General features: G+C 54.5%; 22 protein-coding genes and 1 riboswitch. Of the genes, 13 read left to right on the forward strand and 9 right to left on the reverse strand.

The window, feature by feature from the left end; translation table 11 throughout:
- Positions 1 to 43: 43 nt before the first annotated feature.
- Positions 44 to 676, reverse strand: coding sequence for a guanylate kinase (gene gmk / locus GCE01_RS04695; protein WP_099211344.1), 633 nt, complete (start codon positions 674 to 676; stop codon positions 44 to 46).
- Between the two features lie 80 nt (positions 677 to 756).
- On the reverse strand, positions 757 to 2,022 hold the full coding sequence (locus GCE01_RS04700; protein WP_099211346.1) for an AI-2E family transporter: 1,266 nt from the start codon (positions 2,020 to 2,022) through the stop codon (positions 757 to 759).
- A 174-nt stretch (positions 2,023 to 2,196) separates the two neighbouring features.
- Between GCE01_RS04700 and pqqA the strand changes: the two genes are divergently transcribed.
- The 7 genes from pqqA to GCE01_RS04735 all read left to right on the forward strand — a co-directional run bounded on the left by pqqA (position 2,197) and on the right by GCE01_RS04735 (position 8,195).
- Positions 2,197 to 2,277: a pyrroloquinoline quinone precursor peptide PqqA gene (gene pqqA / locus GCE01_RS04705; protein ID WP_010502998.1), complete on the forward strand. Its 81-nt coding sequence runs from the start codon at positions 2,197 to 2,199 to the stop codon at positions 2,275 to 2,277.
- 89 nt (positions 2,278 to 2,366) lie between these two features.
- Positions 2,367 to 3,281: a pyrroloquinoline quinone biosynthesis protein PqqB gene (gene pqqB / locus GCE01_RS04710; protein WP_099211348.1), complete on the forward strand. Its 915-nt coding sequence runs from the start codon at positions 2,367 to 2,369 to the stop codon at positions 3,279 to 3,281.
- Positions 3,278 to 3,997, forward strand: a complete 720-nt coding sequence (gene pqqC / locus GCE01_RS04715) for a pyrroloquinoline-quinone synthase PqqC (RefSeq protein ID WP_064275209.1) — start codon at positions 3,278 to 3,280, stop codon at positions 3,995 to 3,997. The genes pqqB and pqqC overlap by 4 nt, the downstream gene beginning before the upstream one ends.
- Positions 3,994 to 4,269, forward strand: coding sequence for a pyrroloquinoline quinone biosynthesis peptide chaperone PqqD (gene pqqD / locus GCE01_RS04720; protein ID WP_099211350.1), 276 nt, complete (start codon positions 3,994 to 3,996; stop codon positions 4,267 to 4,269). Before pqqC ends, pqqD begins: the two co-directional genes overlap by 4 nt.
- Positions 4,266 to 5,333, forward strand: a complete 1,068-nt coding sequence (gene pqqE, locus GCE01_RS04725; protein WP_099211352.1) for a pyrroloquinoline quinone biosynthesis protein PqqE — start codon at positions 4,266 to 4,268, stop codon at positions 5,331 to 5,333. Before pqqD ends, pqqE begins: the two co-directional genes overlap by 4 nt.
- A gap of 20 nt (positions 5,334 to 5,353) precedes the next feature.
- Positions 5,354 to 6,490 (forward strand): pyridoxal phosphate-dependent aminotransferase, encoded by a 1,137-nt coding sequence (locus tag GCE01_RS04730; protein WP_099211354.1) that lies wholly within the window; start codon positions 5,354 to 5,356, stop codon positions 6,488 to 6,490.
- 142 nt (positions 6,491 to 6,632) lie between these two features.
- Complete coding sequence (locus GCE01_RS04735) at positions 6,633 to 8,195, forward strand: glycosyltransferase family 2 protein (protein WP_099211356.1); 1,563 nt, start codon at positions 6,633 to 6,635, stop codon at positions 8,193 to 8,195.
- Positions 8,196 to 8,305: 110 nt separating this feature from the next.
- Here GCE01_RS04735 and GCE01_RS04740 read toward each other — a convergent pair whose 3' ends face one another.
- The 3 genes from GCE01_RS04740 to GCE01_RS04750 form a co-directional block, all read right to left on the reverse strand.
- Positions 8,306 to 10,243, reverse strand: coding sequence for a M61 family metallopeptidase (locus tag GCE01_RS04740; RefSeq protein ID WP_099211358.1), 1,938 nt, complete (start codon positions 10,241 to 10,243; stop codon positions 8,306 to 8,308).
- 103 nt (positions 10,244 to 10,346) lie between these two features.
- Complete coding sequence (locus GCE01_RS04745; protein ID WP_046900456.1) at positions 10,347 to 10,952, reverse strand: histidine phosphatase family protein; 606 nt, start codon at positions 10,950 to 10,952, stop codon at positions 10,347 to 10,349.
- A 27-nt stretch (positions 10,953 to 10,979) separates the two neighbouring features.
- Complete coding sequence (locus tag GCE01_RS04750) at positions 10,980 to 11,912, reverse strand: ribose-phosphate pyrophosphokinase (protein WP_046900960.1); 933 nt, start codon at positions 11,910 to 11,912, stop codon at positions 10,980 to 10,982.
- Positions 11,913 to 12,109: 197 nt separating this feature from the next.
- On the opposite strand from GCE01_RS04750, the gene GCE01_RS04755 reads away from it, so the two are divergent.
- The 6 genes from GCE01_RS04755 (at position 12,110) to ribH (ending at position 17,307) form a co-directional block, all read left to right on the forward strand.
- Positions 12,110 to 13,126 carry a glycosyltransferase family 61 protein gene (locus GCE01_RS04755; protein ID WP_099211360.1) on the forward strand — a complete coding sequence of 339 codons (1,017 nt, stop codon included), beginning with the start codon at positions 12,110 to 12,112 and terminating at the stop codon, positions 13,124 to 13,126.
- 141 nt (positions 13,127 to 13,267) lie between these two features.
- Positions 13,268 to 13,459 carry an entericidin A/B family lipoprotein gene (locus GCE01_RS04760; RefSeq protein WP_046900458.1) on the forward strand — a complete coding sequence of 64 codons (192 nt, stop codon included), beginning with the start codon at positions 13,268 to 13,270 and terminating at the stop codon, positions 13,457 to 13,459.
- Between the two features lie 185 nt (positions 13,460 to 13,644).
- Positions 13,645 to 13,806: riboswitch (FMN riboswitch) on the forward strand.
- 120 nt (positions 13,807 to 13,926) lie between these two features.
- Positions 13,927 to 14,961 carry a bifunctional diaminohydroxyphosphoribosylaminopyrimidine deaminase/5-amino-6-(5-phosphoribosylamino)uracil reductase RibD gene (ribD, locus tag GCE01_RS04765; protein WP_099211950.1) on the forward strand — a complete coding sequence of 345 codons (1,035 nt, stop codon included), beginning with the start codon at positions 13,927 to 13,929 and terminating at the stop codon, positions 14,959 to 14,961.
- Complete coding sequence (locus tag GCE01_RS04770; protein WP_099211362.1) at positions 14,943 to 15,581, forward strand: riboflavin synthase; 639 nt, start codon at positions 14,943 to 14,945, stop codon at positions 15,579 to 15,581. Before ribD ends, GCE01_RS04770 begins: the two co-directional genes overlap by 19 nt.
- On the forward strand, positions 15,578 to 16,831 hold the full coding sequence (gene ribB, locus GCE01_RS04775) for a 3,4-dihydroxy-2-butanone-4-phosphate synthase (protein ID WP_099211364.1): 1,254 nt from the start codon (positions 15,578 to 15,580) through the stop codon (positions 16,829 to 16,831). Before GCE01_RS04770 ends, ribB begins: the two co-directional genes overlap by 4 nt.
- The gene (gene ribH / locus GCE01_RS04780) at positions 16,828 to 17,307 is read left to right on the forward strand and encodes a 6,7-dimethyl-8-ribityllumazine synthase (RefSeq protein WP_086633270.1); all 480 of its coding nucleotides are present in this window, start codon (positions 16,828 to 16,830) and stop codon (positions 17,305 to 17,307) included. Before ribB ends, ribH begins: the two co-directional genes overlap by 4 nt.
- Positions 17,308 to 17,367: 60 nt before the next feature.
- Here the strand turns inward: ribH and GCE01_RS04785 are convergent, their stop codons facing one another.
- From GCE01_RS04785 to GCE01_RS04800, 4 genes are all read right to left on the reverse strand, one after another.
- Complete coding sequence (locus GCE01_RS04785; protein ID WP_099211366.1) at positions 17,368 to 18,879, reverse strand: glycosyltransferase family 2 protein; 1,512 nt, start codon at positions 18,877 to 18,879, stop codon at positions 17,368 to 17,370.
- 230 nt (positions 18,880 to 19,109) lie between these two features.
- A complete protein-coding gene (locus tag GCE01_RS04790) occupies positions 19,110 to 21,128 on the reverse strand; it encodes a hypothetical protein (RefSeq protein WP_099211368.1) in 2,019 nt (672 codons plus the stop codon).
- A 433-nt stretch (positions 21,129 to 21,561) separates the two neighbouring features.
- Positions 21,562 to 23,073: an efflux transporter outer membrane subunit gene (locus tag GCE01_RS04795; protein WP_099211370.1), complete on the reverse strand. Its 1,512-nt coding sequence runs from the start codon at positions 23,071 to 23,073 to the stop codon at positions 21,562 to 21,564.
- Entirely contained in the window at positions 23,070 to 26,180 is a 3,111-nt protein-coding gene (locus tag GCE01_RS04800; RefSeq protein ID WP_099211372.1) for an efflux RND transporter permease subunit, read from the reverse strand. The genes GCE01_RS04795 and GCE01_RS04800 overlap by 4 nt, the downstream gene beginning before the upstream one ends.
- Positions 26,181 to 26,189 lie beyond the last annotated feature (9 nt).

Below are 26,189 nucleotides of genomic sequence, written 5' to 3' on the forward strand. Positions count from 1 at the left end.
ATCAGGAAATTGCGGCCTTCCGGAAACTCAGTTTTTGAAGATGTCAGGCGGTCTTGTTGAAAGCCGCTACAATATTGGAGAGATTTCTCTGCCGTCTGGTTGCCAACCGAGCAGCCGTCAGGACTGATCTGGCTTGAGAAATAGCTGTGTCCAGATCAGAATTAATGATCGTATGATCGAATTCCGCCCAGTGAGAGATTTCATCCAGCGCGGCTTTCATGCGCTTTGCAATCTCTGCAGGATCATCAGAGGCCCGTTTGTGAAGCCTGCGTTCCAGCTCTTCGAGTGATGGTGGCAGAACAAACAGGCTCACCACGTCTGCGGGGAGGGCGGCCCTCAATTGGCGATGGCCCTGCCAGTCAATGTCAAAGACCATGTCATGACCGGCTTCCAGCGCTTCTTCAACAGGCGCACGCGGAGTGCCATAGCCACGGCCGAAAACTTCTGCCCACTCCAGAAGCTCGCCGGCCTCTGCCATCGTGCGAAAGGCCTCGATATCTCGGAAGTGATAATGAACACCTTCAACTTCACCAGGGCGGGGCCCACGGGTCGTCACGGAAACAGAGTGCTTCAACGATGGCTCTGACGCACGCAGAGCGTTTGCAATCGTGGATTTACCCGCACCGGAGGGGGCTGAAATCACCAGGCAGACACCGCGTCGGGGCTGTTGGATCATGAGGGTCTCCTTGATGTTTCCTGAGGCAGGACAATGTCGCTGCCTCTAGCCTGAAAACCCCTAGTCTGACCAGATGTTCCTCAGGTTTCCGACTGAAGCTGTGCTGTTATTGCGCTGCTGAGAGACCGCCTGCGAGATCCGCCAAGGATGTGGCCGAGGGGGGCCAGAACCTCGATATGGTCACAGATGATCTTAAAAACGGCGAGCATCGGGACAGACAGGAACGCACCGGAAATGCCCCACATCCAGTCCCAGAACAGAAGAGAACCCATGACGAAAACCGGGTTCAGCGTGAAGCGCCGGGCCAGGAGCATAGGGGTGATGGTTTCTCCTTCCAGCACATGAATCAGCAGGTAAATGGAAGGTGGAACCAGCGCATAAAGCAGGGACGGGAAGGTAAAGAGCCCCACAACGAAATAGACCACCATTCCGGTCAGGGGGCCGATGATCGGGATGTAGTTGAGCAGAAAAGCCAGAACCCCCCAAAGCAGGGGATTGGGCATGCCCGTTGCCCAGCACTGGATCATGTTCGCAAGCCCGACCAGCAGGTTCATCATCGTGATGGTTGCGAGGTAAAGCGAGACATTCCGTTCAATCTGGGTCGTGATCTGAACCAGTCGGCGCTTCTTTCGGAATGTCGGCATGATTTCCACAATCCGACGCAGCAGTGTGTCTCCTTCCGTCATAAGGAAGAAGAGCATCAGCAGCATGGAGAAGAAGCCGCCTGCAATTTCTCTGGTGCCTGCGAGAACGGACGTCCCAAGGCGGCTCAGGGCATTCTCTCCCCCGATTGGCGCCGCTACAGCGTGCGAGCCAGAGGGTTTGTAGCCGCCGAACATGCCGGACAGCCGCATGTAATCCCGTTCCATGACTTCAATCGGTCCGCGCATGACGGCCAGTTTGCTTTGAAGAGCAGGCAGTGTCTGCGGAGCACGGGAAATCCATCCTGCCGCCGGGACAGAAATTGTTGTCGCAATTCCGCCAACCACACCGAACATGGCAACGATGAGCAACAGCGCAGCCAGATGTTTGGGCAGATGCAGTTTCTGCCGAAGAAAGCGCATCGGCGAGATCATCATCAGGTTGACGACCAGTGCGAACACAAAGGGCAAAAGGATGGGAGCGGTGAAATACAGCGAGTAAAACACAGCCAGAATCGTCAGGATCAGGACGCAGATGTCCCTGACGTTCAGGTGCTGACGTAATATGTTACGGTCGAGCGTCGGATCTGGCAGCTCATCTCCTGCCCGCTGACTGGGTCGACTTGGGCCGGATGCATCCTCTTCCGGCGGAAGAGAGCCTTTCTGGCTGGAAACTGCGGAAGGCTCTGTCGGACAGCCGGACATGTTTGACGCCTGAAGCGGGGAGGGGTGACATCAGGGTAAAAGCCCTGACAGAGGACACAGTTGCGTGTTCTGCCCAAAAACCCTCTTGAACTCCAGTGGGAAGAGGTAACTAAATAATGATCAGAGCTGGTAGGGGTCTGCCCTGCTGGCGAACCTGGAGCTAGGAGAACAGCCATGGCTTGGAACACGCCGAAAGTTACCGAAATTCCGCTAGGCGCAGAAATCAACTCGTACGTCTGCGGCGAGAAGAAGTAATCATCTTTTCCCTTTCGGGGAAAAATGGCGGCCGCCTCCCACAGGGGCGGCCGTTTTCTGTTCATGCTTCCCAGACGGTTTTCTGAAAAATGATTGATGTCATCGTGCTCGGCTCCGCGGCCGGCGGTGGTTTCCCCCAATGGAACTCCGCAGCGCCGGGTTGTGTAGCCGCCCGCACGCGACAGGGCGCACGCCCTCGCACTCAGGCCTCCATTGCCGTGAGTGCTGATGGAGAACACTGGTTTGTTCTCAACGCTTCCCCTGATCTCCGGCAGCAGATTATCGAGACTTCGGCCCTTCACCATCAGGGTAGTCTGCGCGGAACGCCGATCCAGAGCGTCATTCTCACCTGTGGTGAAATCGACGCCATTACGGGTCTGCTGACCCTGCGGGAACGTGAGCCTTTCACGCTCATGGGGAGTGACTCCACACTGGAGCAACTGGCGGCTAATCCGATCTTCGGTGCGCTCGATCCTGCAATTGTCCCGCGCGTTCCTCTGACGCTTGATGCACCTACCGCTTTGAAGCTGAAGGATGGCAGCCAATCCGGCTTGACGCTGACTGCCTTCGCGGTTCCGGGGAAAGCCCCGCTTTACGCTGAGGCTGAAGGGTCGCGGCCTGATGAAACTTTGGGTGTTTCGATCACAGATGGGACTCAGACGGTTCTGTTCGTCCCCGGTTGCGCCCACATCACCCCAGAAATCATTAAACGTGCCTCTCAAGCGGATCTGCTGTTTTTTGACGGTACTTTGTGGCGCGATGATGAAATGATCCGAGCGGGACTGAGCCCCAAGACAGGTCAGCGTATGGGGCACGTCTCTGTCCGGGATAGTGGTGGGCCGGTGGAGTGCTTCGCCTCCTGCTCAAAACCGCGTAAAGTCTTGATTCACATCAACAACTCGAACCCGGTTCTGATGGAAGACAGTCCGGAACGCAAAGACGTCGAGAACGCGGGGTGGACCGTGTCCGAAGACGGCATGACTTTCAGACTGGAAACACCATGACACTCCTGACCCCTGACCAGCTCGAAGCTCGCCTCCGCCAGATTGGTGCTGAGCGCTATCACAACCGTCATCCGTTCCACCGCAAGCTGCATGATGGTCTGCTGACGAAGCAGCAGGTGCAGGCCTGGGCCCTGAACCGCTACTATTATCAGGCTAAGATCCCGGCCAAGGACGCCACGCTCCTCGCTCGCCTCCCGACCGCCGAGCTGCGCCGCGAATGGCGTCGCCGCATCGAGGATCATGATGGTACGGAGCCGGGAACAGGCGGTGTCGCGCGCTGGCTCGTACTCACGGATGGTCTGGGTCTTGATCGGGACTATGTGGAGAGCACGGACGGCCTGTTGCCCGCGACGCGCTTTGCCGTGGATGCGTATGTGAATTTCGTGCGAGATCAGTCCATTCTAGCAGCTATCGCATCCTCCCTGACCGAGCTGTTCTCTCCGACGATCATCAGCGAACGTGTCTCAGGGATGCTGCGGCACTACGACTTCATTTCTGAAGAAACACTGGCCTATTTCACACCTCGTCTGACGCAGGCTCCTCGGGATTCGGACTTTGCGCTGGCCTATGTCCGGGAAAATGCCCGTACACCGGAACAACAGCGCGAAGTTCTGGGTGCTCTGGAGTTCAAGTGCTCCGTTCTGTGGTCCATGCTGGATGCGTTGGATTACGCGTATGTTGAAGGGCATATCCCGCCGGGCGCTTTCGTCCCATGAGTGTGACGGAAGAGACCGTCCTGTCTTTTGCGCGTGGTCATCGGTTGCAACATGACCGTGTTCGGGATGTCTGGCTTGTCCAGGCTCCCGAAAAGGCTTTCATTATCGAAGGCGCCGCCCCACATATCCTGGGTCTTGTGGACGGGGAGCTGCCTGTTGGCTCTATTGTAGAGAAGCTGACGGAACAGTTCTCCGCCCCGCGCGAAGTCATCTCCACAGATGTTCTCGCGCTTCTTTCTGATCTGACGGAAAAGGGCGTTCTGCGCGCATGACCTTGCCCCAGCCACCGATGAGCCTTCTGGCTGAACTGACCCATCGTTGTCCGCTTGCCTGCCCATACTGCTCCAATCCGCTGGATCTGGAACGTAAGGCGGCAGAGCTGGATACAGCTGGATGGAGACGGGTGCTTGAACAGGCGGCGGAGATGGGCGTCCTGCAGGTTCACTTCTCGGGCGGTGAGCCAATGGCCCGGCCAGATCTGGTCGAACTGGTGACGCTGGCACGAAAGCTGAATCTTTATACAAACCTCATTACGTCCGGCGTCCTGCTGGATGAAGCTAAACTTGATGCGCTGGATAAGGCCGGGCTAGATCATATCCAGCTTTCTTTCCAGGATGTGACGGAAGAGGGCGCCGAACGCATTGGCGGCCTGAAAGGCGCGCAGCCTCGCAAGCTTAAAGCCGCCCGGCTTATTCAGGCGTCCGGGATTCCCATGACGTTGAACTTTGTTGTCCATCGGGAAAATGTCGCGCGCATTCCGCAAATGTTTGAGTTGGCACGTCAGCTTGGGGCTGGCCGAGTCGAAATTGCTCATACCCAGTATTATGGCTGGGGCCTCAAAAACCGCGATGCTCTGCTTCCCAGCAGAGAACAGCTCGAAGAGTCCACGCGTGCTGTAGAAGCCGAGCGTGAGAAGGGAGGTCTGGCCATTGATTACGTCACGCCAGATTATCATGCAGACCGTCCCAAGCCCTGCATGGGCGGCTGGGGGCAGCGGTTCGTGAACATCTCCCCCTCTGGTCGTGTTCTTCCCTGCCATGCTGCGGAAATCATTCCAAATGTGACCTTCCCGAACGTGCGGGATGAATCGCTGGCCGAGATCTGGAACAATTCCCACCTGTTCAACATGTTCCGTGGAACGGAGTGGATGCCGGAAGCCTGCCGGGCCTGTGACCGCAAGGAGATCGACTGGGGAGGCTGTCGTTGTCAGGCGCTGGCTCTGACAGGGAATGCCGCCAACATGGACCCGGTTTGCAGCCGCTCACCATTTCATGACATCGTCGAGAAGGCGGTGGAGCAGGCAGAAACGCCTGAACTGGTTTACCGTCGCTTCTGAAGTTTTGTACCGAGTTTCTCATGCCCGTTCCGGACATTGACCAGTTTCACGCCATCTCCATTAGTGCGCTTGCTCACAAGCTTGCGGCGGAGGGGCGCAGCATCATTCATATGGAATTTGGTCAGCCCTCAACTGGTGCGCCGAAGGAAGCCATTGAACGGGCACAGCATATTCTGGCGACAGATCCCATGGGATACTGGGAAAGCCAGCCGCTCAAGGAGCGTATTGCCCGGCATTACCGGGAGACATATGGCGTCACGGTTCAGTCAGAGCAGGTGATCCTGACCTGCGGCGCCTCCCCGGCGCTTGTCTTGGCTTTGACGAGTTGTTTTGTGCCTGGGCAGCGTATTGCGCTCGCACGACCGGGTTATGTTGCTTACCGCAATACGCTCCGCACACTTCATATGGTGCCGGTAGAAATTCCTTGCGGAGAAGCTGAACGCTTCCAGTTGACGGCAAAAGCCGTGGCCGAGCTGGAGCCTGCTCCAGACGGTCTTATTATTGCCAGCCCTGCCAATCCAACGGGAACAATTCTGCCAGACAGTGAATTGCAGGCTATCATTGATGTCTGCAAGGCCCGTGGGATCCGGATTGTATCAGACGAGATTTATCATGGTCTGAGCTACGGGGAGCCCGCCCATAGTGTTCTGGAACATGACCCGCACGCGCTGGTGGTCAACAGCTTTTCAAAATACTTCAGTATGGCTCCGTGGCGTCTGGGGTGGCTGATTGTGCCATCCGACAAGATAGATGCTGCCCGGGCGCGCATGGGAAATCTTTTCCTCACACCATCGGCGCTGAGTCAGCATGCAGGACTGGTCGCTTTTGACTGTCGGCAGGAGCTCAATAGCCATATTGAGACGTATCGGCGAAACCGCGATCTGCTTCTTGAAGCCTTGCCCGCGCTTGGCTTGACGCATATCGCACCACCGGATGGTGCATTCTATATTTACGCGGATATTGGGCATCTCACAGAAGATAGCCTGTCGTTCTGTCGTAAGCTTCTTCTGGAGACGGGGGTCACGACGGCGCCCGGTGTAGACTTCGACCCTCTGCATGGGAACCGTTTCATACGTTTCAGTTTTGCGCTCTCAACTGATTTGATTGAAGAGGCAATTCGCAGGTTGAAAACCTGGTTTAACGTACAGAACGCTTAAGGTAGGTGCTCGATCTGGTACTAATTGAGCATTTATTAATAATTAATTTTGCAGGTCTTGAAAATACTTAAGCCTGGGTTAAAATTGGCGAGACAGTAAGAAACCCTTCATGCTGTCGTCTGTCTAAGTGGGAGTATGAGACATGAAGGTTGCAGTATGTCTGGTTGTAAAAAATGAACAAACGGAAATTATTTATTGGGCAGCGTGGTATAAGGCGTTAGGTTTCGATACTCTAATTATTTATGACGATTTCTCCGATGATGCAACGGAAGAAGTAATTCTTTCCATGCAGGGCGGAATTGATATTCGTTATATGAGAAACGCCGTTAACCGCGACATTCATAATGTGCGTCAGGTGCGTGCTTATAATGATGCCGTCATTCGATATGGTCATGAGTTTGACTGGATTGCGTTTTTCGATGCAGACGAATATCTCGATCTGTATGGGAAAAATATAAAATCTTATCTGTCAGAACAAGGCGATGCATCGCTCGTTGCGTTTAATTGGTGCTGTGTTGGCACAAACGGGTATGTTAGCCGTCCAGAAGGCGTTCCATTTCTGAATTACACCCGAATGGGCAGTAATGAGCTTTTCTGGAACCGACATACCAAAGTTATATTCCGTCCTGATCGGTTGTCGAGGTCGGTTTACCAGGTCCATAATGTCGATGTTCACGGCACCAGTGTAGACAGTGAAGGTCTGCCTGTTGAGTGGGAATCTCCGAGCGGTGGTTTCACCCGGAATATTCCGACGTGGAAGGGCGCACGCCTTATTCACTACCAATCCAGATCTCTGGAACATTATATTAACCGGGATCGCCATCTGGAAGACGTCCGCAGAGATGTGAACGACCCGCTTCATACTGTCGTGAATAATCCAGAATATAATGCTATCGAGAGCACTATATCTGCCGATTACATCCGTGATTTTTATAAGTGGATGGATCATATTGTCTCGCAGCAGACACATACGATTGCACGTGTTCTACGCTCTACCTCATCCTGTTTTATAAATCAGCTTGAGAGCATCCTTGCACCACCCAATGTTCCTGTGTTCCAGCCTGCCTATAAGGCAGAAGCTCACGAAATCGCGCATAACTGGATTTCATTTCATACAACTCCAGGAAAAATACTGAGCGAACATTTCGATGGTCGAAGCTCTTTTGTCGCCTTTCATATTGAAAACCATTTTGGCCACAGGCTGACATCTGTCGACGGTAAGCTGTCTACAGATTCTGAAAATGGAATTCCGTTAATTGGAATCTACTGTGAAGGAAGTGAATATGTTCACGTATTCACGTCTAGTGGAGAAGCGCTAAGGGTCAATGGGGACTCTCGCGTCACCAAAGTTTTGACTTATAAGGTATGGAATAACGAAGATGGGTCCATTTCTATTTCTCATCCAAGAACCCATAGATATTTAGGTTTTGCCCCGGACGGAACATATAATATTCGCAAGATCCGTGCGCTTGCATGGGAAAGCTTCAATTTGAAGCTTGTGGACATCGCTGAGTGCCCACAGTTTGTGCGTGATGCAGGTGTTTACCTTGGACGTATCACCAGTCTTGAAGACTTAAAGCGTTCCTGCGAAACCGCAGAGCAAGTTGATGGCTTGGTTATCAATGCTCTTACAGCGCTTGATGACGTCTCCAAGTCAGCAGTTTCTTTCTTGAGCCGCGGCATCCTTGGCGAACATATTCTCTGACCTGCCTCACAGCACCCGTCTTCAGAGCTTTCTGAGGACGGGACAACCTTTCCAGAGCCCCCTTCGCTGGGAACTCTGAAAAGGTCTTTCATGCTGTAAATCGGGGCAGCTTAAAGGGGAGCGTAGATCGCGCTCAGATAGTCAGGTGTGCCACTCACACGATCCAGATGCGGGTAACGCAGGCCATCATGATATGGGATGGAAATCGTGCTGATATGCTCGCCAGATTTCACCACAAGTCTGATCGGCTGCTTCGGGTCTTTCTGCGCATCCGCGATGGCATGACGCAAACGATCCCCAGTGTAGGCCATGTCATTGACAGCCAGGATTGTCTCCCCTGACGCCAGGCCGGCCTTGTATGCCGGACTCATCCAGTGAACGCGTGCTGTTTTGCCATCACGTGTGACACTCATACCGAGCGAGAACGTCAGATCCACACTATGGCGAACGGCCTCCGATGCTTTGATGAAGGATGTTGGTTTGTCTGTGTAGACAAGCTTGTAGCCACCGTTTGTCAGGCCATCCAGCGGAGCATGCGGCCGGATGGTGTCCAGACGATCATGCAGGAATTTGGCCCAGTCATATGGCTGGATACTGTTCAGGGTCGAAGCCACTTCATCGAACTGATAGGGGCTGACAATAAAGCTCCCATTATTCGTGCCGAAAAAGGCCTTCGCGAAATCGTTCAGAGATTTCTGCCCGTTGGAAAGCTTGCGGATCAGCGTATCTGCGTCGAGCCAGACAAGCTGCCCTTCCACATAGTAGTCTTCCGAACGCTGCCAGTCGCGCCATGACAGAGGGGCACGCTGAGCAATAACGGGGTCATTGGTGGTGTCTTCCAGCGGGCGCCACAGACGGCCTGTCTGGTTTTCGTAGGTCGCTGCCATATAGGCCAGCGCCTCGAAGCCCTGATCCTGCGTCACAAGTCCTGAACGTGCTGCAAGAACATTTCCCCAATACTGGGTCTGGCCTTCATACACCCAGAGCAGGGAGCCGCGTTGTGGAACATTGAAGTTTGGAGCCCACATATCAGCCGGGCGACGATACTTTCCGTTCCAGGAATGCGTGTACTCATGCGCAAGAAGATCACGTTCAGGGAACGTCTTGTCCCATTCCGTGAAATATCCCGGAGCAGCAGCATTTTCGCTGGATTGATGATGCTCCAGCCCGATCATGCCCAACTCTTCCGTCAGGGCGAGCAGGAAGTCGTAATGGTCATAATGATGGGAGCCGAAAAGAGCCGTAGCCTGTTTGACGAGGTTCTTATGGGCTTCAATCTGCTGCGGCGTTGCATTCAGGGAGTCTGCATCGTCTGCAACAACATTGAGTGCGACAGGGACATGATCCGGCCCGGTCAGATCAAACTTACGGAAATACCGACCCGCATAAATCGGGGAGTCGACCAGCGTATTATAGGTCGTTGCATTGAAGTGGGTTTCATCGCCATAGGCAGAGGCACGCAGAGCAGAGCCAATCTGCCATCCATGCGGCACCAGAACGCTTGGTTTGACCGTAATATCCCGGGTGAAATACCCAGCCGGATATAGAGAAACCTGATCCCACTGAACATTGACGATGGATGGCGTCATGATGACACGGCCCTGACCCGGCGTAACCGGAGACAGAAGCTGGAAATGAACGTCGAGTGTGGGGGTCGTGGCTGAAACGGGAATATGAAACGCAGCTATATTGACCGTGTCGCGCTTCCAGGGAATCGTCTTGCCACCTGATTGGATTTTCAGGCTGGCAAGCTGCTCAATGACGCCTGTCGGGGAATGATCACCCGGAATCCACATGGGATACAGCAGGATCAGTTCGCCTTTCTCTACAGCCTCTTTCGGAACGGGAACCGTTTCATGGATGGACATGACGTGATGGGCCGTGTCTGTCGCATCAACAGCAACCGTCAGAGCGCCGGGAAAGGGCTTGTCCTGCGGGTCTGGGATGGCGGCAGGCAGAGGGAGCGGCTCTGGCTGAGGCTGGGCAAAGGCTGGGGCAACCAGGCTGCTGAATGCAGTCAATGCCACCAGAAAGCGCATACGCATCATAAGAAAGGTTCCGATTTGTAAATCAAAGTCCTTCCTGCCCTAATTGTCCCTGCGCCTCTGCACAAGGGGCAATAACCTTGCCCGCGTCAGATCCGCAGAAAGACTATTGAGCTATTTCCGGCAGACATGCGCGGATTGTCCATCCTGTGACCTCTGGTGTCAGATGCAGAGGAACGGCATTTGGCAAACGGACATTGACTGGCAGGCTCATTCCTGCGCGAAGGCTTCTAAACAATGCGCCATGCGCGACAAAGAGAGGGGTTCCGTCAGCTTGCAGCGCTCGGTTAACAGCCCCTACAGCGCGTGCCTGGAGTGTAGCGAAGCTTTCAGCACCTTCGGGCGTATAGCCGTCTTCGATCCATGGATCGTACCATTCCCCCATGGGCTGCCCTTCCTGCACTCCGAAGCAGACTTCCTTGAGCTCCGGATCGATAATCAAAGGAAGGTCAGGACCTCCACTGTCTCGAATGGCATCGCGCGTGTGCTCCGCCGTGACAAGAGCTCGAGATAAGGGAGACGCGATAATCCGATCGAAGGGATTTTCTCCCTTCCGGAACAGATCCGCGAAAATCTGGCCTGCTCGGACGGCCTGTGCGAGCCCCGTAGAATTCAGGGGGATGTCCGTTCGGCCCTGGGAGAGACCTCTGAGGTTCCAATCCGTTTCACCGTGCCGGAGATACCAGTAAGGCTTGGTCAGGATCTTCGGCATGGATGAAACCTCCAGAGATGGGAAAGCTTAGTCGAAGAGAGAGGAAACCGAGCTTTCGTCTGCAACAGCGCTCATGGCGCGAGCCAGAAGATTAGCAGTCGTAATCTGGCGAATGTTTGGCGTATCGAGCAGCGCCTGGGTAGCAGGGATGCTGTCCGTCAGGGTCAGCATGTTCAAGGGACTGTTTTTCACGCGCTCGCAGGCATTACCAGTCAGAACGCCGTGAGTGACATAAGCTTCCACGCCTTCTGCGCCCCGGCTCATGAGAGCATTGGCCGCGTTACAGAGCGATCCACCGCTGTCCACAATGTCGTCTACCAGCACACAATACCGTCCCGAGACATCGCCAATCACGTTCATGACTTCTGACACGCCGGCGCGCTCACGGCGCTTGTCGATGATGGCCAGGTCAACGTTCAGACGCTGTGCAAGCTGACGTGCGCGGACAACACCGCCAACATCAGGAGACACAATCATGAGTTCCCGGTCCGGAAGGCGTGTTTTGAGGTCCCGCACGAAGAGCGGAGCCGCGTACAGGTTGTCCGTCGGAATATCGAAGAACCCCTGGATCTGCATGGCGTGCAGATCCATCGTCAGGATACGGTTGGCGCCCGCTTCCGTCAGAAGGTTGGCGACCAGCTTCGCGCTGATCGGTGTACGCGGGCCGGATTTACGATCCTGACGGGCATATCCGAAATACGGCATGACAGCCGTCACCCGGCGCGCAGATCCACGACGCAGCGCGTCCAGCATCACCAGCAGTTCCATCAGGTGATCGTTTGTCGGCATGCAGGTGCTCTGCACCACGAAAACGTCCTCACCGCGGACGTTCTCCTGAATTTCGACAAAGACTTCGCCATCCGCGAAGCGCTTGACCACGGTTTTGCACACGGGCAGCCGTAGTTCACTCGCCACCGCACGAGCCAGCGGCAGATTACTGTTGCAGGCAACGATCTTCATGAAACGGCCTCGTCTGGTATCCGTCAGGGGGAGAATTGCGCGCTTTCTAACAGCGCACCCCCCTGCTGTCATCAGTTCTGAGCCATTCTTTGCACGGAAGTTGGGCTTGATGTGCTGACCGATGCAAGCGAAACACATTCAAGAACTGTCTGCGCGGCCTGCTGGAGGCTGCTTCAAGCTTCAGGAAAGGTCGGAATATGGCCCTGAAAGACTGTACGGGTTTCGTTGGCCGGAGACTTCTGATTCAGGACCTCCCAAGCAAGCGGGACGTCAGGAATGCTGTCTTTGTCCCGCCTGGAACGGCCCCGCAGTGGGGACTTTTTGAACCTTCGGGCCGAAGCGTTCCTGAGGCGATGCTCTATACGGGCGCGGGCTCACTCCACACACCTCTCTGCTCCCGGGACTACCCTGATCTCGCGGATTGCCCAGTTTTGAGCGACAAGTTCGATTATTTTTTCCTTGGAAACATTAATCCGTCCTACCTCTATTTTTTTGCCAACGTATTGTCTCGCCTGTGGAGTCTTCCTCCCTACGCACGCTCACGGCTGAAGCTCGTTTTCAGCAGCCCGCAGCCTCTCGCTCAACTGATGGCACAAAGCTATTTTCGGACGGTCGTGACAGCGCTTGATCTGACTGAAGATCACTTCATGCAGGTTCTGTCACCTGCGCGCTTTCCACGGATCACGGTTGCAGCGGCTGCATTTGAAGAGCTGTCACTCGTTCATGATGTCTTCGCAGATCTTGCTCACAGCATCGGGCGAAAGATTTTACCCGAAGGTGCGCAGGATCACCCGGGACGCGTTCTCTTTTTCTCGCAGGAAAAACTCTCTCAGGGCAACGTCAGGGTAGAAAATGAGTCCGTTTTGACGGCGGCATTGAGAGCAAAAGGGATAGGGACTGTTTATCCCAGCCAAATGACTTTCCGGGATCAGCTCAAGCTCTGGGCCTCAAATCCCTTGGTGATTGGTTATAATGATGCCTGTCTTCATACGAGCATCTTCTTCCCTCAGCGAAGGGTTGTGACGCTGGTACATAGCCCGGATATGTGGGCGAACCAGTGTCTGGTCGATAAGGCGAACAACAATCATGCTCGCTATCTGTACGATAGTTCTGGCCTGGAGCCTGTCGGGGCTGGAGGTGGTTTCCAAATGAACTACCGTATCCCTGACCCGGAGAAACTTGCAGACGAACTGGCGGATTTCACCTTGGGCTAACCGGAACGAGACGCTGGAAAGATGCGGTCGAGCGCTGTTTCATTTTGAAACAATCGGGCCATACAAACGTCTTCTCGCGGATGAACTTTCCTCCGCGAATAGCGTTTCGATATCGAACGCTTCTTCAAGGAGTTATACCCAATGTCCATCAAGTCCGTCGCCCGTGTTGCACTTTCCCTGACGCTACTGTCTGGTGCCGCCGTCTCTCTCTCGGCCTGCAACACTGTTCGGGGTGCTGGTCAGGACGTCAGCTCCGTGGGCCACAATGTGTCTCGCGGTGCGAACGCAACGCAGGATGCCATTCAGCGTCACACGGATGCTTCCACGCACTGATTGCTGTCTCTCACTCAAAGAGAACAGTAAAAAAAGCCGTCAGAGTTCTCTCTGGCGGCTTTTTCTATGGGGCTTAAGAAAACCTACAAGATCACGAAATATGACACATAAGCAGTTTTCACGTCTCTTTGTGTTCGATTCCACTTGTAATCTGTGATTTCCCGGTCTCATATTCCTGACTGAACAGACGTTCTCGGGGCGGGGTGAAACTCCCCACCGGCGGTATTGAAGGGATTTCGGTCCCTCCTAAGCCCGCGAGCGCCTTCTTATCCACGGATAGGAAGGGTCAAGCAGATCCGGTGAGACTCCGGAGCCGACGGTCATAGTCCGGATGAGAGAGAACGCAGCACTTGCCCGATTGCTCGGGTGGAAGGAGCGTGCATCTTCGCACTTTCCTACCGCGAGCATCGGCTGAGGGCGGCGTGCGCCCTGCGAACGTCCCGAATAATGGGACCGTGACCGCAGCCTTGTTGAAACAAACCACCTTTTCCAGCGCAGTGAGCGCAAGCCAGATCCGAGCAGGATTTCGCTTGGCCCTTGACCATGCGGCCGACACGTTGGGAGCAACCTCTCCCAATCCGTCTGTCGGATGCGCACTGCTCGATGCAGAAGGTCGTGTTCTCACCGTCGGCGTTCATCCGAGGGTCGGGCAGCCTCATGCAGAAGCCATGGCTCTTGCACAGGCTCGTGATGCCGGCGTCCTGGGCGATGTGCGCACCGCAATTGTGACGCTTGAGCCCTGCAATCACACGGGGCGTACACCTCCCTGCAGCGAAGCGCTGCGCAATAGTCCCGTCGAACATGTCTGGATCGGCGTTGCTGATCCTAATCCGCAGGCTGCGGGCGGCGCAGAGCGGCTGCGGGAGATGCCGAACGGGCGCCGCGTCACATTCCTTTCGGATGTCACGGAAATGGCCGATCTTGAACGCGATTGCCGTGCCGTGCTGGCGCCTTTCCTGAGTCGCGTCGTTCGTCATCGTCCGTGGATCAGCGTCAAGCAGGCTCTGGATTCAAATGGTACGATGATTCCGCCGATGGGACGGACGACGTTCACGTCCGAAGCCTCACTGACGCTGGCTCATCGTCTCCGCCGTGCTACCGATGCCATCATCACGGGCGTCGGGACCGTGCTAGCTGACAAGCCGCGCTTTACAGTGCGTCGGGTAGCCGATCACGCGGATCGAGGTCCACGCCTTCTTGTGGTGTGTGACCGGCAGGGGCGCCTCCCGGCAGACTGGAAAAGCGGGATGGAACAGGCCGGGTTCACGGTTCTGGTCAGTCCTGACCTTCTCTCCGTACCCGCCATGCTGGCCGAGCGCGGCGTGAACTGGGCCATGGTGGAAGCCGGTCCATCTCTTCTGAAAACAGTGTCCGACGCTGGTCTATGGGACGACTGGCTGACCATCCGCAAAGACGGCGACACAGATCACATCGAACTTCAATCGCGGGACGAGAGCCCGCTACGACTGCTGAGGGAAAGCGCATGTTCTCTGGAATCATAGAGCGTTTGGGTACTGTCAAAGCTGTATCCCTCCGTGACAAGGCCATGGACCTGACCGTCGAGACGGGCTTTCCTGATCTTGAGCTAGGCGAAAGCGTCGCAGTGAATGGCGTCTGCCTGACGGTTGAGACGTTCGATGCGGCTGGCGTGGCAACATTCCACCTGAGCGGCGAAACTCTCTCTCGGACGCCTCTGGAGCAGCTCAAAGCCGGTTCCCGCGTTAATCTGGAACGTGCGGTCGCAGCCAATACCCGATTGTCGGGGCATATCGTGCAGGGACATGTCGATAATGTTGCGACGTTTGCCGGTGTCGAAAAATCCGGAGACTCTTACGCCCTCCGCATTTTCGTCCCACAGGCCCTGCGCCAGTATGTCGTGGAAAAAGGCTCCATCACGTTCGATGGGATCAGCCTGACGGTTAACGAACTGCATGATGATGTTGTTCGGGGAAACCAGTCCGGATTTGAGGTTGGTCTGACAATCATTCCTCATACCTGGGACCATACGAACCTCTCGTCCCTTACAGTCGGAACACGTATGAACGTGGAGGTCGATGTACTCTCCAAGTACGTCGAAAACCTGCTGCGCTTCTCGCCTATACTTGGAAAGGTTGCGTCATGAAGCCATCCCTGAAAGCTGCCATTGAAGCCATTCGCGCAGGTGGCATGGTCGTCATGGTTGATGACGAGAACCGTGAAAATGAGGGCGATCTGGTTATGGCGGCGCAGTTCGCTACTCCCGAAGCCATCAATTTCATGGTGCGTGAAGCGCGGGGTCTGGTCTGCCTTCCTTTGGAAGCTGAGCAGGTGGACCGTCTTGGTCTACCCCCCATGGTCAGCCGCAACCGTGACCCGCGCGGCACGGCTTTCACGGTCTCCATTGAGGCGGCTACAGGCGTAACCACTGGCATTTCGGCCGCAGACCGTGCCCGGACAATCGTTGTTGCTGCCAGCCCTGACGCAACAGCAGCCGATGTCATCTCGCCGGGCCACATCTTTCCTCTGCGCGCTCATCCAGAGGGTGTAATTGCCCGTAACGGCCACACGGAAGGGTCGATCGATATTGCGCGCCTCGCTGGCCTCGAGCCTGCGGGCGTGATCTGCGAAATCATGGCGGACGACGGGAGCATGATGCGCCTGCCCGAATTACGCCGCTTCGCCGCAAAGCATGGAATGCCAGTCGTCAGTATTGCGGACTTGCAGGAGTGGTGCCGCGAGCACGGGCGTGGCTCCGTGGATGATGCTCAACTGATCAGCACACCAGTACCTGCTACCGGTGAAATGGTGGCTGTGTCTGCTCTTCCCAGCATTTTCGGTGGCCATGATCTGAAGATCCATGCTTTCCGGGCCGTAGACGGTGTCGAACACGTAGCCCTCGTGAAGGGAGATCCGTCTCAGGGAACCCCGCTGATTCGACTGCACTCAGAATGTGTCACGGGTGACGCGTTGGGTTCTTTGCGGTGCGATTGCGGCGCTCAGCTTCGGGAAGCTCTTGAGCGGATCTCGGCCTCTGAATGTGGCGTGCTGGTTTATATGCGCGGTCATGAAGGCCGGGGCATTGGCCTTGCCAACAAGATCCGGGCCTATGAGCTTCAGGATGGCGGCATGGACACCGTAGAGGCAAACGAGGCTCTGGGCCTGCCGGCGGATGCCCGTGAATGGGATGCAGCCGCTGACCTGCTCCGGCATCTGGGCGTCACGTCCCTTCGCCTTCTGACGAACAATCCGGACAAGGAATCCAATCTTGTTCGCTTCGGTTTTGATGTGCAGTCCCGCGAGCGACTGGAAATTGAAGCCAACCCTTTTAACCGGGCCTATCTTGCCACCAAGCGGACGCGGATGGGCCATTTTCTCCAGGAACAGCCCGCATGAGCAAGCATATCCCTGTCGCCCCTGACCTGCGCCTTTCTCCAGCCCCCAAAATGGCGATCATCGTCAGCCGTTTTAACACTGGCATTACAGGCGGCCTGAAGAATGGGGCGCTCGAATGGATGGAAGAGCGCGGCATCACGGATGTGGACGTCTATGATGCTCCTGGTGCATTTGAGCTGCCGCTTCTTGCTCAGAGACTGGCCAAATCAGGTAAATATGAGGGTGTGATTTGCCTCGGCTGCGTCATCAAGGGAGACACAGCCCACTTCGAGTTTATCTCGCTGGGTGCGACCATCGGTATCATGCAGGCTCAGCTCGCAACGGAAGTGCCGGTCGCGTTTGGTATTCTGACAACGTACACCGAAGCACAGGCTGTTGCCCGTTCACGGGAAGACGCTGAGAACAAAGGCCGTGAAGCTGCTGCGGCCTGTGTGGAAAGCGTAGCTTTCCTTCGGAACGTGCCGGTTTCAGCCTAAAACCAGCTTTTTATATCCCGGGCCTTGGGTGAGTGATCCCTTGGCCCGGTATTTTCAATTTCAAATAAATCCCCAGAGAAGTCCGGGGACATGTCTATGAAGTTTCTCGCGATCACTGGGTGATAGAAGAGCGATCATCTTCAGGAAAAGATAGATGCTTGGAGCATCTTTTTCATTCCGAAGCCAGGTGATTAAAGAATCAAACGTCATCTTTCCAGATGTTGGTAAAGGTGCCGTCATCCTCTGCCAGCTATAAGTGACATTAAACTCGGGCCTGAGTGACGCTTCTTCCCAGTCCTTGGCCTGTCTGCGATTAGCTTCTACCTGTCCGATACCATCATGAGGAAGAATGAAGCAGAGGTATTCTCCGGAGAGAGTTGTTCTCAGCGCTGTCCCTTCAGGCTTGTCCTGTATGGTTTTCGCAATCTGATAAGTCAGTTCACTGAAAACTCTGTCGTCTCCAAAAACCTTTAGCGCACGATTGTGCTCGACATGCACACCGTCGCGCACGAAGAACGTAATCAAATCGGGCGTATCAGCGAAAACGGCACCATACACGGGTAACAAGCTACGTTCGGACATCACCGCAAGCGAAGCGTGGCAGACATCTCCCGTAATGGCATCAACACAGAGCTGTGTCTCAAAATATGCAGAGTGAATGCTGAAGACACGGGATTCCAGTATTTCACCCTCGTAATCTGAAATCGCTACTGTGGGAGGATATTGCTTTCTTAAATCCTCAATAGCCCGCGCGACCATATTTCGATTAATACTGACCTGGATCGGGCGAATTTTCGGAATGAACCGAAGTGGCTCAAAGTCCTCGACATCATTGCGATCAAAATGGTCCCAATAGCCGAGACTGTCACTGAGATCGGCATTCAGGCGGCGTTTGATGCGCTGGATGTAGTGCTCCATGCTGCGGCAGATGTAATGCAGGACAAAAGCATCTTCCCAGTCAATTTCCTGCACGGCATTTGCTGAAGGAACATACTGCCCATTGGGTCTGACATAGCGTTCTGCCGGGACATCAAACCAGTGTGGGTTATGATACGTGTCGCCCATGCATTCCGGTCTGACAAAGCTCTTGACGAGAACATTGTCGCCCAACTCCGGTGTCGAATGCTGAGTGAAGGCTTCGACTGTCATTTTACGGGGGCGAACGACCCGTCCGGAGCTCCCTTGAATACGCCAGCTTAACGCGAGCCCATCGGCATGGGGGAAGCGTTCAAGGAATTCTGGAAGGCTGTTTGCATGACGAAAGTAAACATATTCATCGCCGTCCAGAAATCCGAGCCAAGCATAATGACCTTTGGCCATTTCAGCAGCCTGCATAAAGCAGTTTCGCTGACGCCAGTAGAAATCGGGTTCTGCTACCGGGTCGGTTTGAAAAGCACGAATATTAAAAGACTTGGCCGCAGCCTGAATGATTTCCCATGTTCCGTCTGTGGAGTGATCATCAAAAATGAAAAGGGTTTTCACTCCCAGCCCGAGGTGCCAGGCAATCCATCCTGCAATGTCAGAAAATTCATTCTTGACGAATAGGGCGATAGCTACAGATGACGGCACCATGGGGGAAAGCACTCCTCAGCTTGAGAGACCCGGCGCTACAAAAACAAGGCAACCAGATGCTGTCTGCCTGCATACCCGAGACTCTCCTCGTAGGGGAAGCCCTGTTGGGATGTCTTTATCCAGTAGAAAACAGGAGGATAAAGACACATGACCCAAGAAAATTAAGAGATTTTTTGTGTGTGCGAATAAAAAAGTAAATTAAACCCGCACAAAACATAAATATTAAAAAATTAAAATGAACTTAAAGCAACTCGTTTCCAGGAATTGTCTGCAACACAGACATAATGGTAGTTTTCATCATCAGTAAATTCTCCGGCCTGACAGGGCGCAGAGCTGGAAGCAGGTGTTTTCAACGCTTCCTTGTAAGACGTAGCTACTACGTCTTTGAGTGTTGTCGTGCCACTGCTCACAGTCAAACCATTCCCTGCTGCCAAGGAACCTGTCGTCGACGTATTACCCCAGCTATCGACTGTGAGGCACGCCGCCCCTGAAGACGTCATATCAAACGATGCTGCATTAGACCCGCACAAAGCCAAACCATTTTTGGCCCAGCCAGGATTGAAGGCAATCGCTGCTTCAAATGTACCGTCTACGTTAAATGATGAAGATGACTGGCGTGGACCAAACCAATAGGAAACATCCATACCATTCGCGGCTGCTCCCCCCGTATTAGCATTATTGGTCTCTGAGAGAGTATCAGTTTGAGACCAAAGTTTGACGCTCTCCAGGTACCCAATGTTTGCTGTTGGCTCCTGCCAGTACTCAGCAATCATTTTTTTCGTGCCTACAACAGCGGCTGAACCGATCCGGGAGCCAACTTTATAAGCGTCTCCATCAAAATCTATTCCGTCGGAGCCCAGCCACGCCCGAATGCCTTCCGGCCAGAGGCCCGCGACTGAAAGACCATAGCTATCCTGGCTGACCTTATTGTCGAACCCTGCCCCGATGGTCAAACCATGCATGGTCGCGCCGTAGTCTGGGCCATGATACCAGTTGTCGAGTTCTTCATCGCATTTGCGAGAAAGACCCAACCGTTTCATGGCTTCGCCATCTGTTCCGGATTTGATGATGACTTCACAGCTGGTGTTACGTGTGAAGTGTTTGATGTACGTCCCAAACTCAATGAAAGGATGCGTGAATTCGGCATACTGGGTTTGATCCAGCGCATCTACTCGATCGGCGGCTGACGCTGTGTTTTGAGTGCCAACCTGTGGCACGTGTCCACTATCAACGGCAGAGCCACTGATAGGCTGCCATTGTCCGGTCATCGTAAACTGCGTGAATGTTCCAGTACTGTCAGAATCATTTTTCCATGATTCCAGCATGCCTCCGTAGAACTGTTGGTCCTGATTGCGATGTCCCTGCACACCATCCAGCGACAGACCTGAATAAAGCGTTGGTCCGGCTACAATATTGGTCATGACATTCATGTGGTAGTGCATGTAGTCAGTGTAGCTTGCGGGCAGAGCTGGTCGAATAATTGCGCCAGACGTTGTAAACGTCACACTATGGGACGTCCCATTTTCATCTGGAAAATCTGCACCAGCAATATACCAAGGCGGATTGTTGGTTGCGAGTTCGTATTCCGTGACGGCGTCCCAACCCCCTGCACCACAGTTAGCGCCTGTTCCCGGGGCATAGGTCATGACTGAAGAATGGACACATCCTCCATTATCTCCAACACCATATGGAAGGGCATAGAACTTGCTGAAAACGCTATCGTACAGGCGATGTCCACCAAACATGGCCATTTGATCGGCCATATTGTTCATGGAAACACCAACAGTAATTCGTGGCCCTGCGAGATGGGATGGAGCATCGCCCTGCCAGCCATTACTCGTCAGATTTAGGGGAATACTCCCCTGATTCCCTTCAGATAAACCTGTTTGTGTCAAAATTTGTGAAGCTGTGTTGACCCCAGCCGTAACCTGAGCCTGATCATTCAGGCCAGCAATGCCTGACTGTACGTTGATTTTTGCTGTAGTCAGGACACTGGAGGGGAGTTGGTCTGCTATATTGCATGCAACAGGAGTGCCATCGGCATTTGTTCCGCAGACTTGGGCAATAACAGTTGTGGAATGCCACGCCCCGTCTTTGCCTTTATAAGTGGGAACAACGGGATAGCCCTGCGAATTTATACCTGTCCCCACGGTAACAGGGGCAATAGAGCCTGTAGGTGTCTTGTAATAAAGTGGAATATCCCCGGCAAAAGAAGGGGAATATCCGATCACTCCAGAAAGAAGTGACAAAACAGCAATAAGGAAACCCGGTTTCCTTGGAAAATTTAAATCCATATTGAAACCATTTATTTTAAGGGAAATATTATACAGGAATACACTATTCCTATAATGCCGTAATTAATGCATTTTTTATTCAAAAAGTCAATTAGAAGCTGATGTCAGCACATTAGAGGTTCCTGTGCCTCTCGCGCGTCAAACTTTTTCCTGATCGGAAAACGGGGGCATTCCTGAAACAAAGGTTGTGGAGATGCAGTAAGACGTCATGCTGCGTGACCCGGCATCTCTTCTGAAATTTATGACGGCAGGACGAGAGAGGCCAAGAAAAATATGTTGGCGAAACAATGCCGTACTAGCTCTGAGTTTCGTCAATACAATATGAGAGCGTCTCAGACTCAAAAGTCAAAAACGCTCTCATGGTAAAAGATGATTTTTGGTGCAAAAATTACCAGGGAAGCAGAGACTTTCCGAGAGCTTTCTGTGCTTGAGGAGTCATCCCCAGGTCATTACGGTTCCACCAGCCGCCGCCAAGGGACTGGAACAGACCCACACTATCAGAGAACCTTGCGCCCTGTGCCTGAACATAGGCCAATCGCGCCTGAGCATGAGACTGCTGGGCTTGGAGCACCATCAGCTCACTGACATCTCCCAAGCGAAGCTGAGCCTGAGCAATCTTCAGACTCTTCCCCGTAGCAGTATAGGCACTCTCATTCGCCATCAGCGCATCAGCATCAAAGTCCAGTGCATGAAGGCTGTCCGCGACGTCCTGAATGGCACTGAGGACTGTGGCCTTATAGGTCTCGTTGGCCTGTAGCAGGTTGTCGCGTGCCTGCCGCTCGGCATGCAGGAGGGAGCCGCCCTGGAAAATTGGCTGCATGACAGTTGCAGCGATCGTCCAGTTTCCATATCCCGGCTTGAAGAAGTCGCTCATGGTTCCGACGGCCTGCCCTGGGAGGGCACTAAGCTGCACGTTGGGCAGACGGTTGGCGATCGCCACACCAATCTGCGCGCTTGCAGATTGAATCTGTGCCTGTGCCGCCCGAATATCCGGACGTTGGTTCAAAAGATCTGAGGGCAGGGAGACCGGCAATGTCTGCGGAAGTGTAAACTGTTCCAGCGTGAAGGTTGGCAGCGGAGTATTGGGTGCCACCCCAACCAGAACAGCTAACTGATCCCGGGTTTGAGCCAACTGAAGATTCAGAGAGGGAAGGGTAGCTTCAAGCTGCGCCACCGAAGCAAGCTGCGCCACCATGTCCTGCTCGGACGCGTCTCCGAATTTTTGCCGGGCCGTAATCAGCTTGAGAGCCGATGTCTGGCTGGCAATCAGATCGTGTGTCGCTTCGATCTGCGCACGAAGCGTGGCCTCGTCAATTGTAGCGCTCACCAGATCGGAGATCAGAGTAAGAGCGGTAGCTTCAAGCTGAAATTTCTGAATTTCGGCCTGCGCGCCCGCCGCCTCAATTGCGCGCCGCGTTCCGCCCCAGAGATCCGGAACATATCCGATCGTCAACTGAGCGGTATGAACATTATACAGCCAGGTGTTGTTGTTCGGAACCGGAGAGTAGACGCGTGAGGTCTTATTGCGTGTTGGGTTGAAAGAGGCCGAGATCGTCGGATACAGACCCGCCCCTTCAATCCGCCGTTGCTCCCATGCAGACTTCAACCCTGTCTGCATGGCTTTCATGGACTGGTTGTTGGCCAGCGCCTGCTCAACAAGCGCATTGAGCTGCGGGTTGCGGAAGACTTCCCACCACTTTCCAGGAATGTCCACGCCACTCTGGAAGTGTTGAGCCACTCCTGTCCCGCTTTGGGCATTACCAGCCGTCCCGGCGAGCGGCGTAGCTTGATAGTTCACATCCTTTGGAAGGTCCGGACGGTGAAAGTCCGGACCGACGGCGCAGGCTGATATCAGAACCGACCCTAGAAGGGCGGTCGTATTTTTAAGAACCCGCTTCATGTCGGGGCTCCATTCTCTTCAGACGGGCGCGGACGACGGGCATCCCGACGCTCCACCCACATTTCAAGCTCGCTGAAATAGACGGGCAATGCAAAGAGGGTCAGCAGTGTAGCAATCCCAAGCCCACCTACGACGACTGTTGCAAGCCCACGCTGCACGTCCGTGCCAACGCCGGTTGCCAGTGCCGCCGGAAGCATCCCGGCGCTTGCAACGGTTGCCGTCATCAGAACCGGACGGAAACGCTCACCTGCACCAATGATTGTGGCATCCCGTACAGAACGGCCTTCGGAGCGATGTCGGTTGATGCTTGAGATCATGATGATGCCGTTCTGCACCGCCACACCGAAAAGGGCGATAAAGCCCACAGCTGTAGCGATATTCAGGGTCTCTCCACGCACATGCAGCGCAATCAGGCCACCCAGCGTCGCGAGCGGAACAACGCTTAGAATGAGCAGTGCCTGGCGAATTTTACCGAACTCGATGAACAGCAGCACCAGCATCATGGCAAACATGACGGCCAGAGCAACGGCAAGACGCTTCTGTGCGCGTTCCTGCTGCTGGAATGTGCCTGCCCACTCCAAAGTGTACTTCTGCTTGTCATAATGGACGGACTGTTCAATGCGGGCCTGCGCATCGGCAAGGTACTGTGACAGCGGGCGTTCGCCATTATCGACACGGATAGTGATCTGACGATGGCTCAGCTCATGGGCAATATTGCTTTCACCCATGCGCAGGTTCACTCGGGCCACCTGAGACAGTGGAACGTAAGCCCCCTGCGCCGTCAGGAGAGGAAACTGCGACAGGCTTTGCAGGTCCTGTGCATCCTTGCGAGGGATACGCAGTGTAGCATTGTAGAAGCGGTCATCCTCATACACCGTGGAAATTGGTGCATCACCGATCGCATAGGACACAGCATCTGAAATGTCAGAAATGTTGATGCCATAGCGCGCTGCCGCCAGACGGTCAGCCGTGACATCAATCTGCGGGATGCGCGGTTCCTGGAAAATGGAAGCTTCCGTCGTTCCTGGAACCTGATGCAGCACATCGACAATCTGCTGGCCAACACGGCGCAGCTCTTCGAAGTCATTTCCATAAACGCGAAGCACGAGCGGGCTATGTGCACCACCCACCAGATCGCTCATGTTGTCTTCGATCGGCTGGCTGATGCCAAATTCGATGCCCGGAATTTTCAACAACCGTGCATGCAGACGCTGAACGAACTGGGCTTTTGTCTCACCCGATGGCCACTGATCATAGGATTTCAGGCCAACCGGCATCTCGATATGAGACGGCGTCCAAGGATCAGTCCCATCGTCGGATCGACCAAGCTGTGTGATGGCGTAGGAGGTTTCCGGAAATTCCCTAACGGCGCTTCGAAGTTCGTTGGCGATCTGCTCGCCTTTTTCCATCGAAATTCCGGTCGGCATCTGCACCTGCAACCACAGGGCGCCTTCATCGAGATCGGGAAGGAACTCTCTGCCAATGCTGATTCCCAGAAACACGACGGCCACGAGGGCACCAAGGCCAGCGCCATAAGCAATCAGCGGGCGATCGATGAAATGGCCAAGCCAGTGGATGTAGCGCCCATGCAGCCACTCCAGCGGGCGATTATGCCAGATATGCCGTGGCTTGCGCAGCGCCAGAAAGCTGAGAGACGGAATCAGCGCCAGAGCACACAGCAGCGCGCCCAGCAGAGCGAAACTGACAGTATAAGCCATCGGCCGAAACAGCTTCCCTTCACTTCCTTCAAAAGCAAAGAGCGGGCTGTAAGCGAGAATAATGACGAGTGTTGAGGAGAAGATGGCATGACCTGCCCGTTTCGCGACGGTCAGTACTTCCTGGGCATTCAGAGCTTCGGTCGGTCGTTCTTCTCTAACACGCAGGATCGTCTCGGTAATGACGATGGCACCATCGACAATCACACCGAAATCGACAGCACCCAGCGAGAATAAATTCGCCGACATGCCGAGGAAATGCATCAGGGTGAAGACAACTGAGAGTGCCAGCGGAATGGTAATGGCCGTGACAATGGCACTGCGGGGGCTTCCCAGAAATAGTGTCAGGATTACGCCTACAAGGAGAATACCCTCAATCATGGTCTCCGTGACCTTGTGGGTCGTGGAGAGAACCAGATTGTCGCGATCGATATAGGGAACGACGCGGATGTGCTGAGGAGCGAGCTGTGTCTGAAGCTTCGCAACCGTCTGGTGCAGGTTTTCCAGCACTACAGACGGATTCTCACCACTGAGCATGGTGACCACGCCCTCGATGGTATCGGGGTTATGGTCCTTGCCCAGAATGCCTTCGCGCACCTGATGCCCGAACTGGATGGTCCCCAGATCACGCACCAGAACAGGCACGCCATCACGCTGGGCAACCACAATATTCCCCATGTCCTCAAGGGAGTGAATCATGCCTACACCGCGGACGATATAGGACTGCTCGCCTCGCGTGACCCGACCACCACCTGCGTTGATATTGTTGTTCCGGATCGCGGACAGAATATCTTCCAGGCCGATGTGATAGCGGAACAGGGAGGAAGGCTTGAGAACGAGCTGATATTCTCGCGTAAAGCCGCCAAAATTATTGACGCTCACAACACCAGGAACGTGCAAAATTGCCGGGATAACCGTCCATTTCTGGACGTCCGACAGTTGCATCAGGTTCTTGTCGTCTGATTCCAGCGTATAGCGATAGATCTCGCCTGTCGGGCCGGAGATCGGCCCGAGAGAGGGCTGCGCACCATTGGAAAGCGGGTTGCTGGCAAGAATGGTTTCAACCTGCTGCCGGGCCCAGAACACATCCGTCCCATCCCGGAAAATCAGCGTGATGAGGGAGAGCCCAAATGTGCTGGTGGAGCGGCTGTCCGAAACACCGGGAACGCTGGCAAGCATGCGCTCCAGTGGAATCGTGACCTGCTGCTCCATTTCCTCCGCAGCCAGACCGGACTGCTGGGTCGTCACAAGAACGCTGACAGACCCAAGGTCCGGATAGGCTTCAACAGGCAGGATACGCCACGCAATGCTTCCCATGACGGCAAGCAGAACGGCAGCAAAGAAGACGATGTTCCGGCGCACGAAGCACCAGGAGATAAAACGTTCGATCATGATGGCTGG

This window comes from Gluconobacter cerinus, from assembly GCF_002723935.1.
GTDB lineage: Bacteria > Pseudomonadota > Alphaproteobacteria > Acetobacterales > Acetobacteraceae > Gluconobacter > Gluconobacter cerinus.

Coding starts and splice junctions, on each gene's coding strand:
- GCE01_RS04700 (WP_099211346.1), bottom strand. CDS start 2,022: ATGTCCGGCTGTCCGACAGAGCCTTCCGCAGTTTCCAGCCAGAAAGGC.
- GCE01_RS04730 (WP_099211354.1), top strand. CDS start 5,354: ATGCCCGTTCCGGACATTGACCAGTTTCACGCCATCTCCATTAGTGCG.
- ribH (WP_086633270.1), top strand. CDS start 16,828: ATGAGCAAGCATATCCCTGTCGCCCCTGACCTGCGCCTTTCTCCAGCC.
- ribB (WP_099211364.1), top strand. CDS start 15,578: ATGAAGCCATCCCTGAAAGCTGCCATTGAAGCCATTCGCGCAGGTGGC.
- pqqA (WP_010502998.1), top strand. CDS start 2,197: ATGGCTTGGAACACGCCGAAAGTTACCGAAATTCCGCTAGGCGCAGAA.
- GCE01_RS04745 (WP_046900456.1), bottom strand. CDS start 10,952: ATGCCGAAGATCCTGACCAAGCCTTACTGGTATCTCCGGCACGGTGAA.
- GCE01_RS04740 (WP_099211358.1), bottom strand. CDS start 10,243: ATGATGCGTATGCGCTTTCTGGTGGCATTGACTGCATTCAGCAGCCTG.
- GCE01_RS04735 (WP_099211356.1), top strand. CDS start 6,633: ATGAAGGTTGCAGTATGTCTGGTTGTAAAAAATGAACAAACGGAAATT.
- GCE01_RS04800 (WP_099211372.1), bottom strand. CDS start 26,180: ATGATCGAACGTTTTATCTCCTGGTGCTTCGTGCGCCGGAACATCGTC.
- GCE01_RS04750 (WP_046900960.1), bottom strand. CDS start 11,912: ATGAAGATCGTTGCCTGCAACAGTAATCTGCCGCTGGCTCGTGCGGTG.
- GCE01_RS04755 (WP_099211360.1), top strand. CDS start 12,110: ATGGCCCTGAAAGACTGTACGGGTTTCGTTGGCCGGAGACTTCTGATT.
- pqqC (WP_064275209.1), top strand. CDS start 3,278: ATGACACTCCTGACCCCTGACCAGCTCGAAGCTCGCCTCCGCCAGATT.
- gmk (WP_099211344.1), bottom strand. CDS start 676: ATGATCCAACAGCCCCGACGCGGTGTCTGCCTGGTGATTTCAGCCCCC.
- GCE01_RS04795 (WP_099211370.1), bottom strand. CDS start 23,073: ATGAAGCGGGTTCTTAAAAATACGACCGCCCTTCTAGGGTCGGTTCTG.
- GCE01_RS04785 (WP_099211366.1), bottom strand. CDS start 18,879: ATGGTGCCGTCATCTGTAGCTATCGCCCTATTCGTCAAGAATGAATTT.
- pqqD (WP_099211350.1), top strand. CDS start 3,994: ATGAGTGTGACGGAAGAGACCGTCCTGTCTTTTGCGCGTGGTCATCGG.
- GCE01_RS04760 (WP_046900458.1), top strand. CDS start 13,268: ATGTCCATCAAGTCCGTCGCCCGTGTTGCACTTTCCCTGACGCTACTG.
- pqqB (WP_099211348.1), top strand. CDS start 2,367: ATGATTGATGTCATCGTGCTCGGCTCCGCGGCCGGCGGTGGTTTCCCC.
- GCE01_RS04770 (WP_099211362.1), top strand. CDS start 14,943: ATGTTCTCTGGAATCATAGAGCGTTTGGGTACTGTCAAAGCTGTATCC.
- pqqE (WP_099211352.1), top strand. CDS start 4,266: ATGACCTTGCCCCAGCCACCGATGAGCCTTCTGGCTGAACTGACCCAT.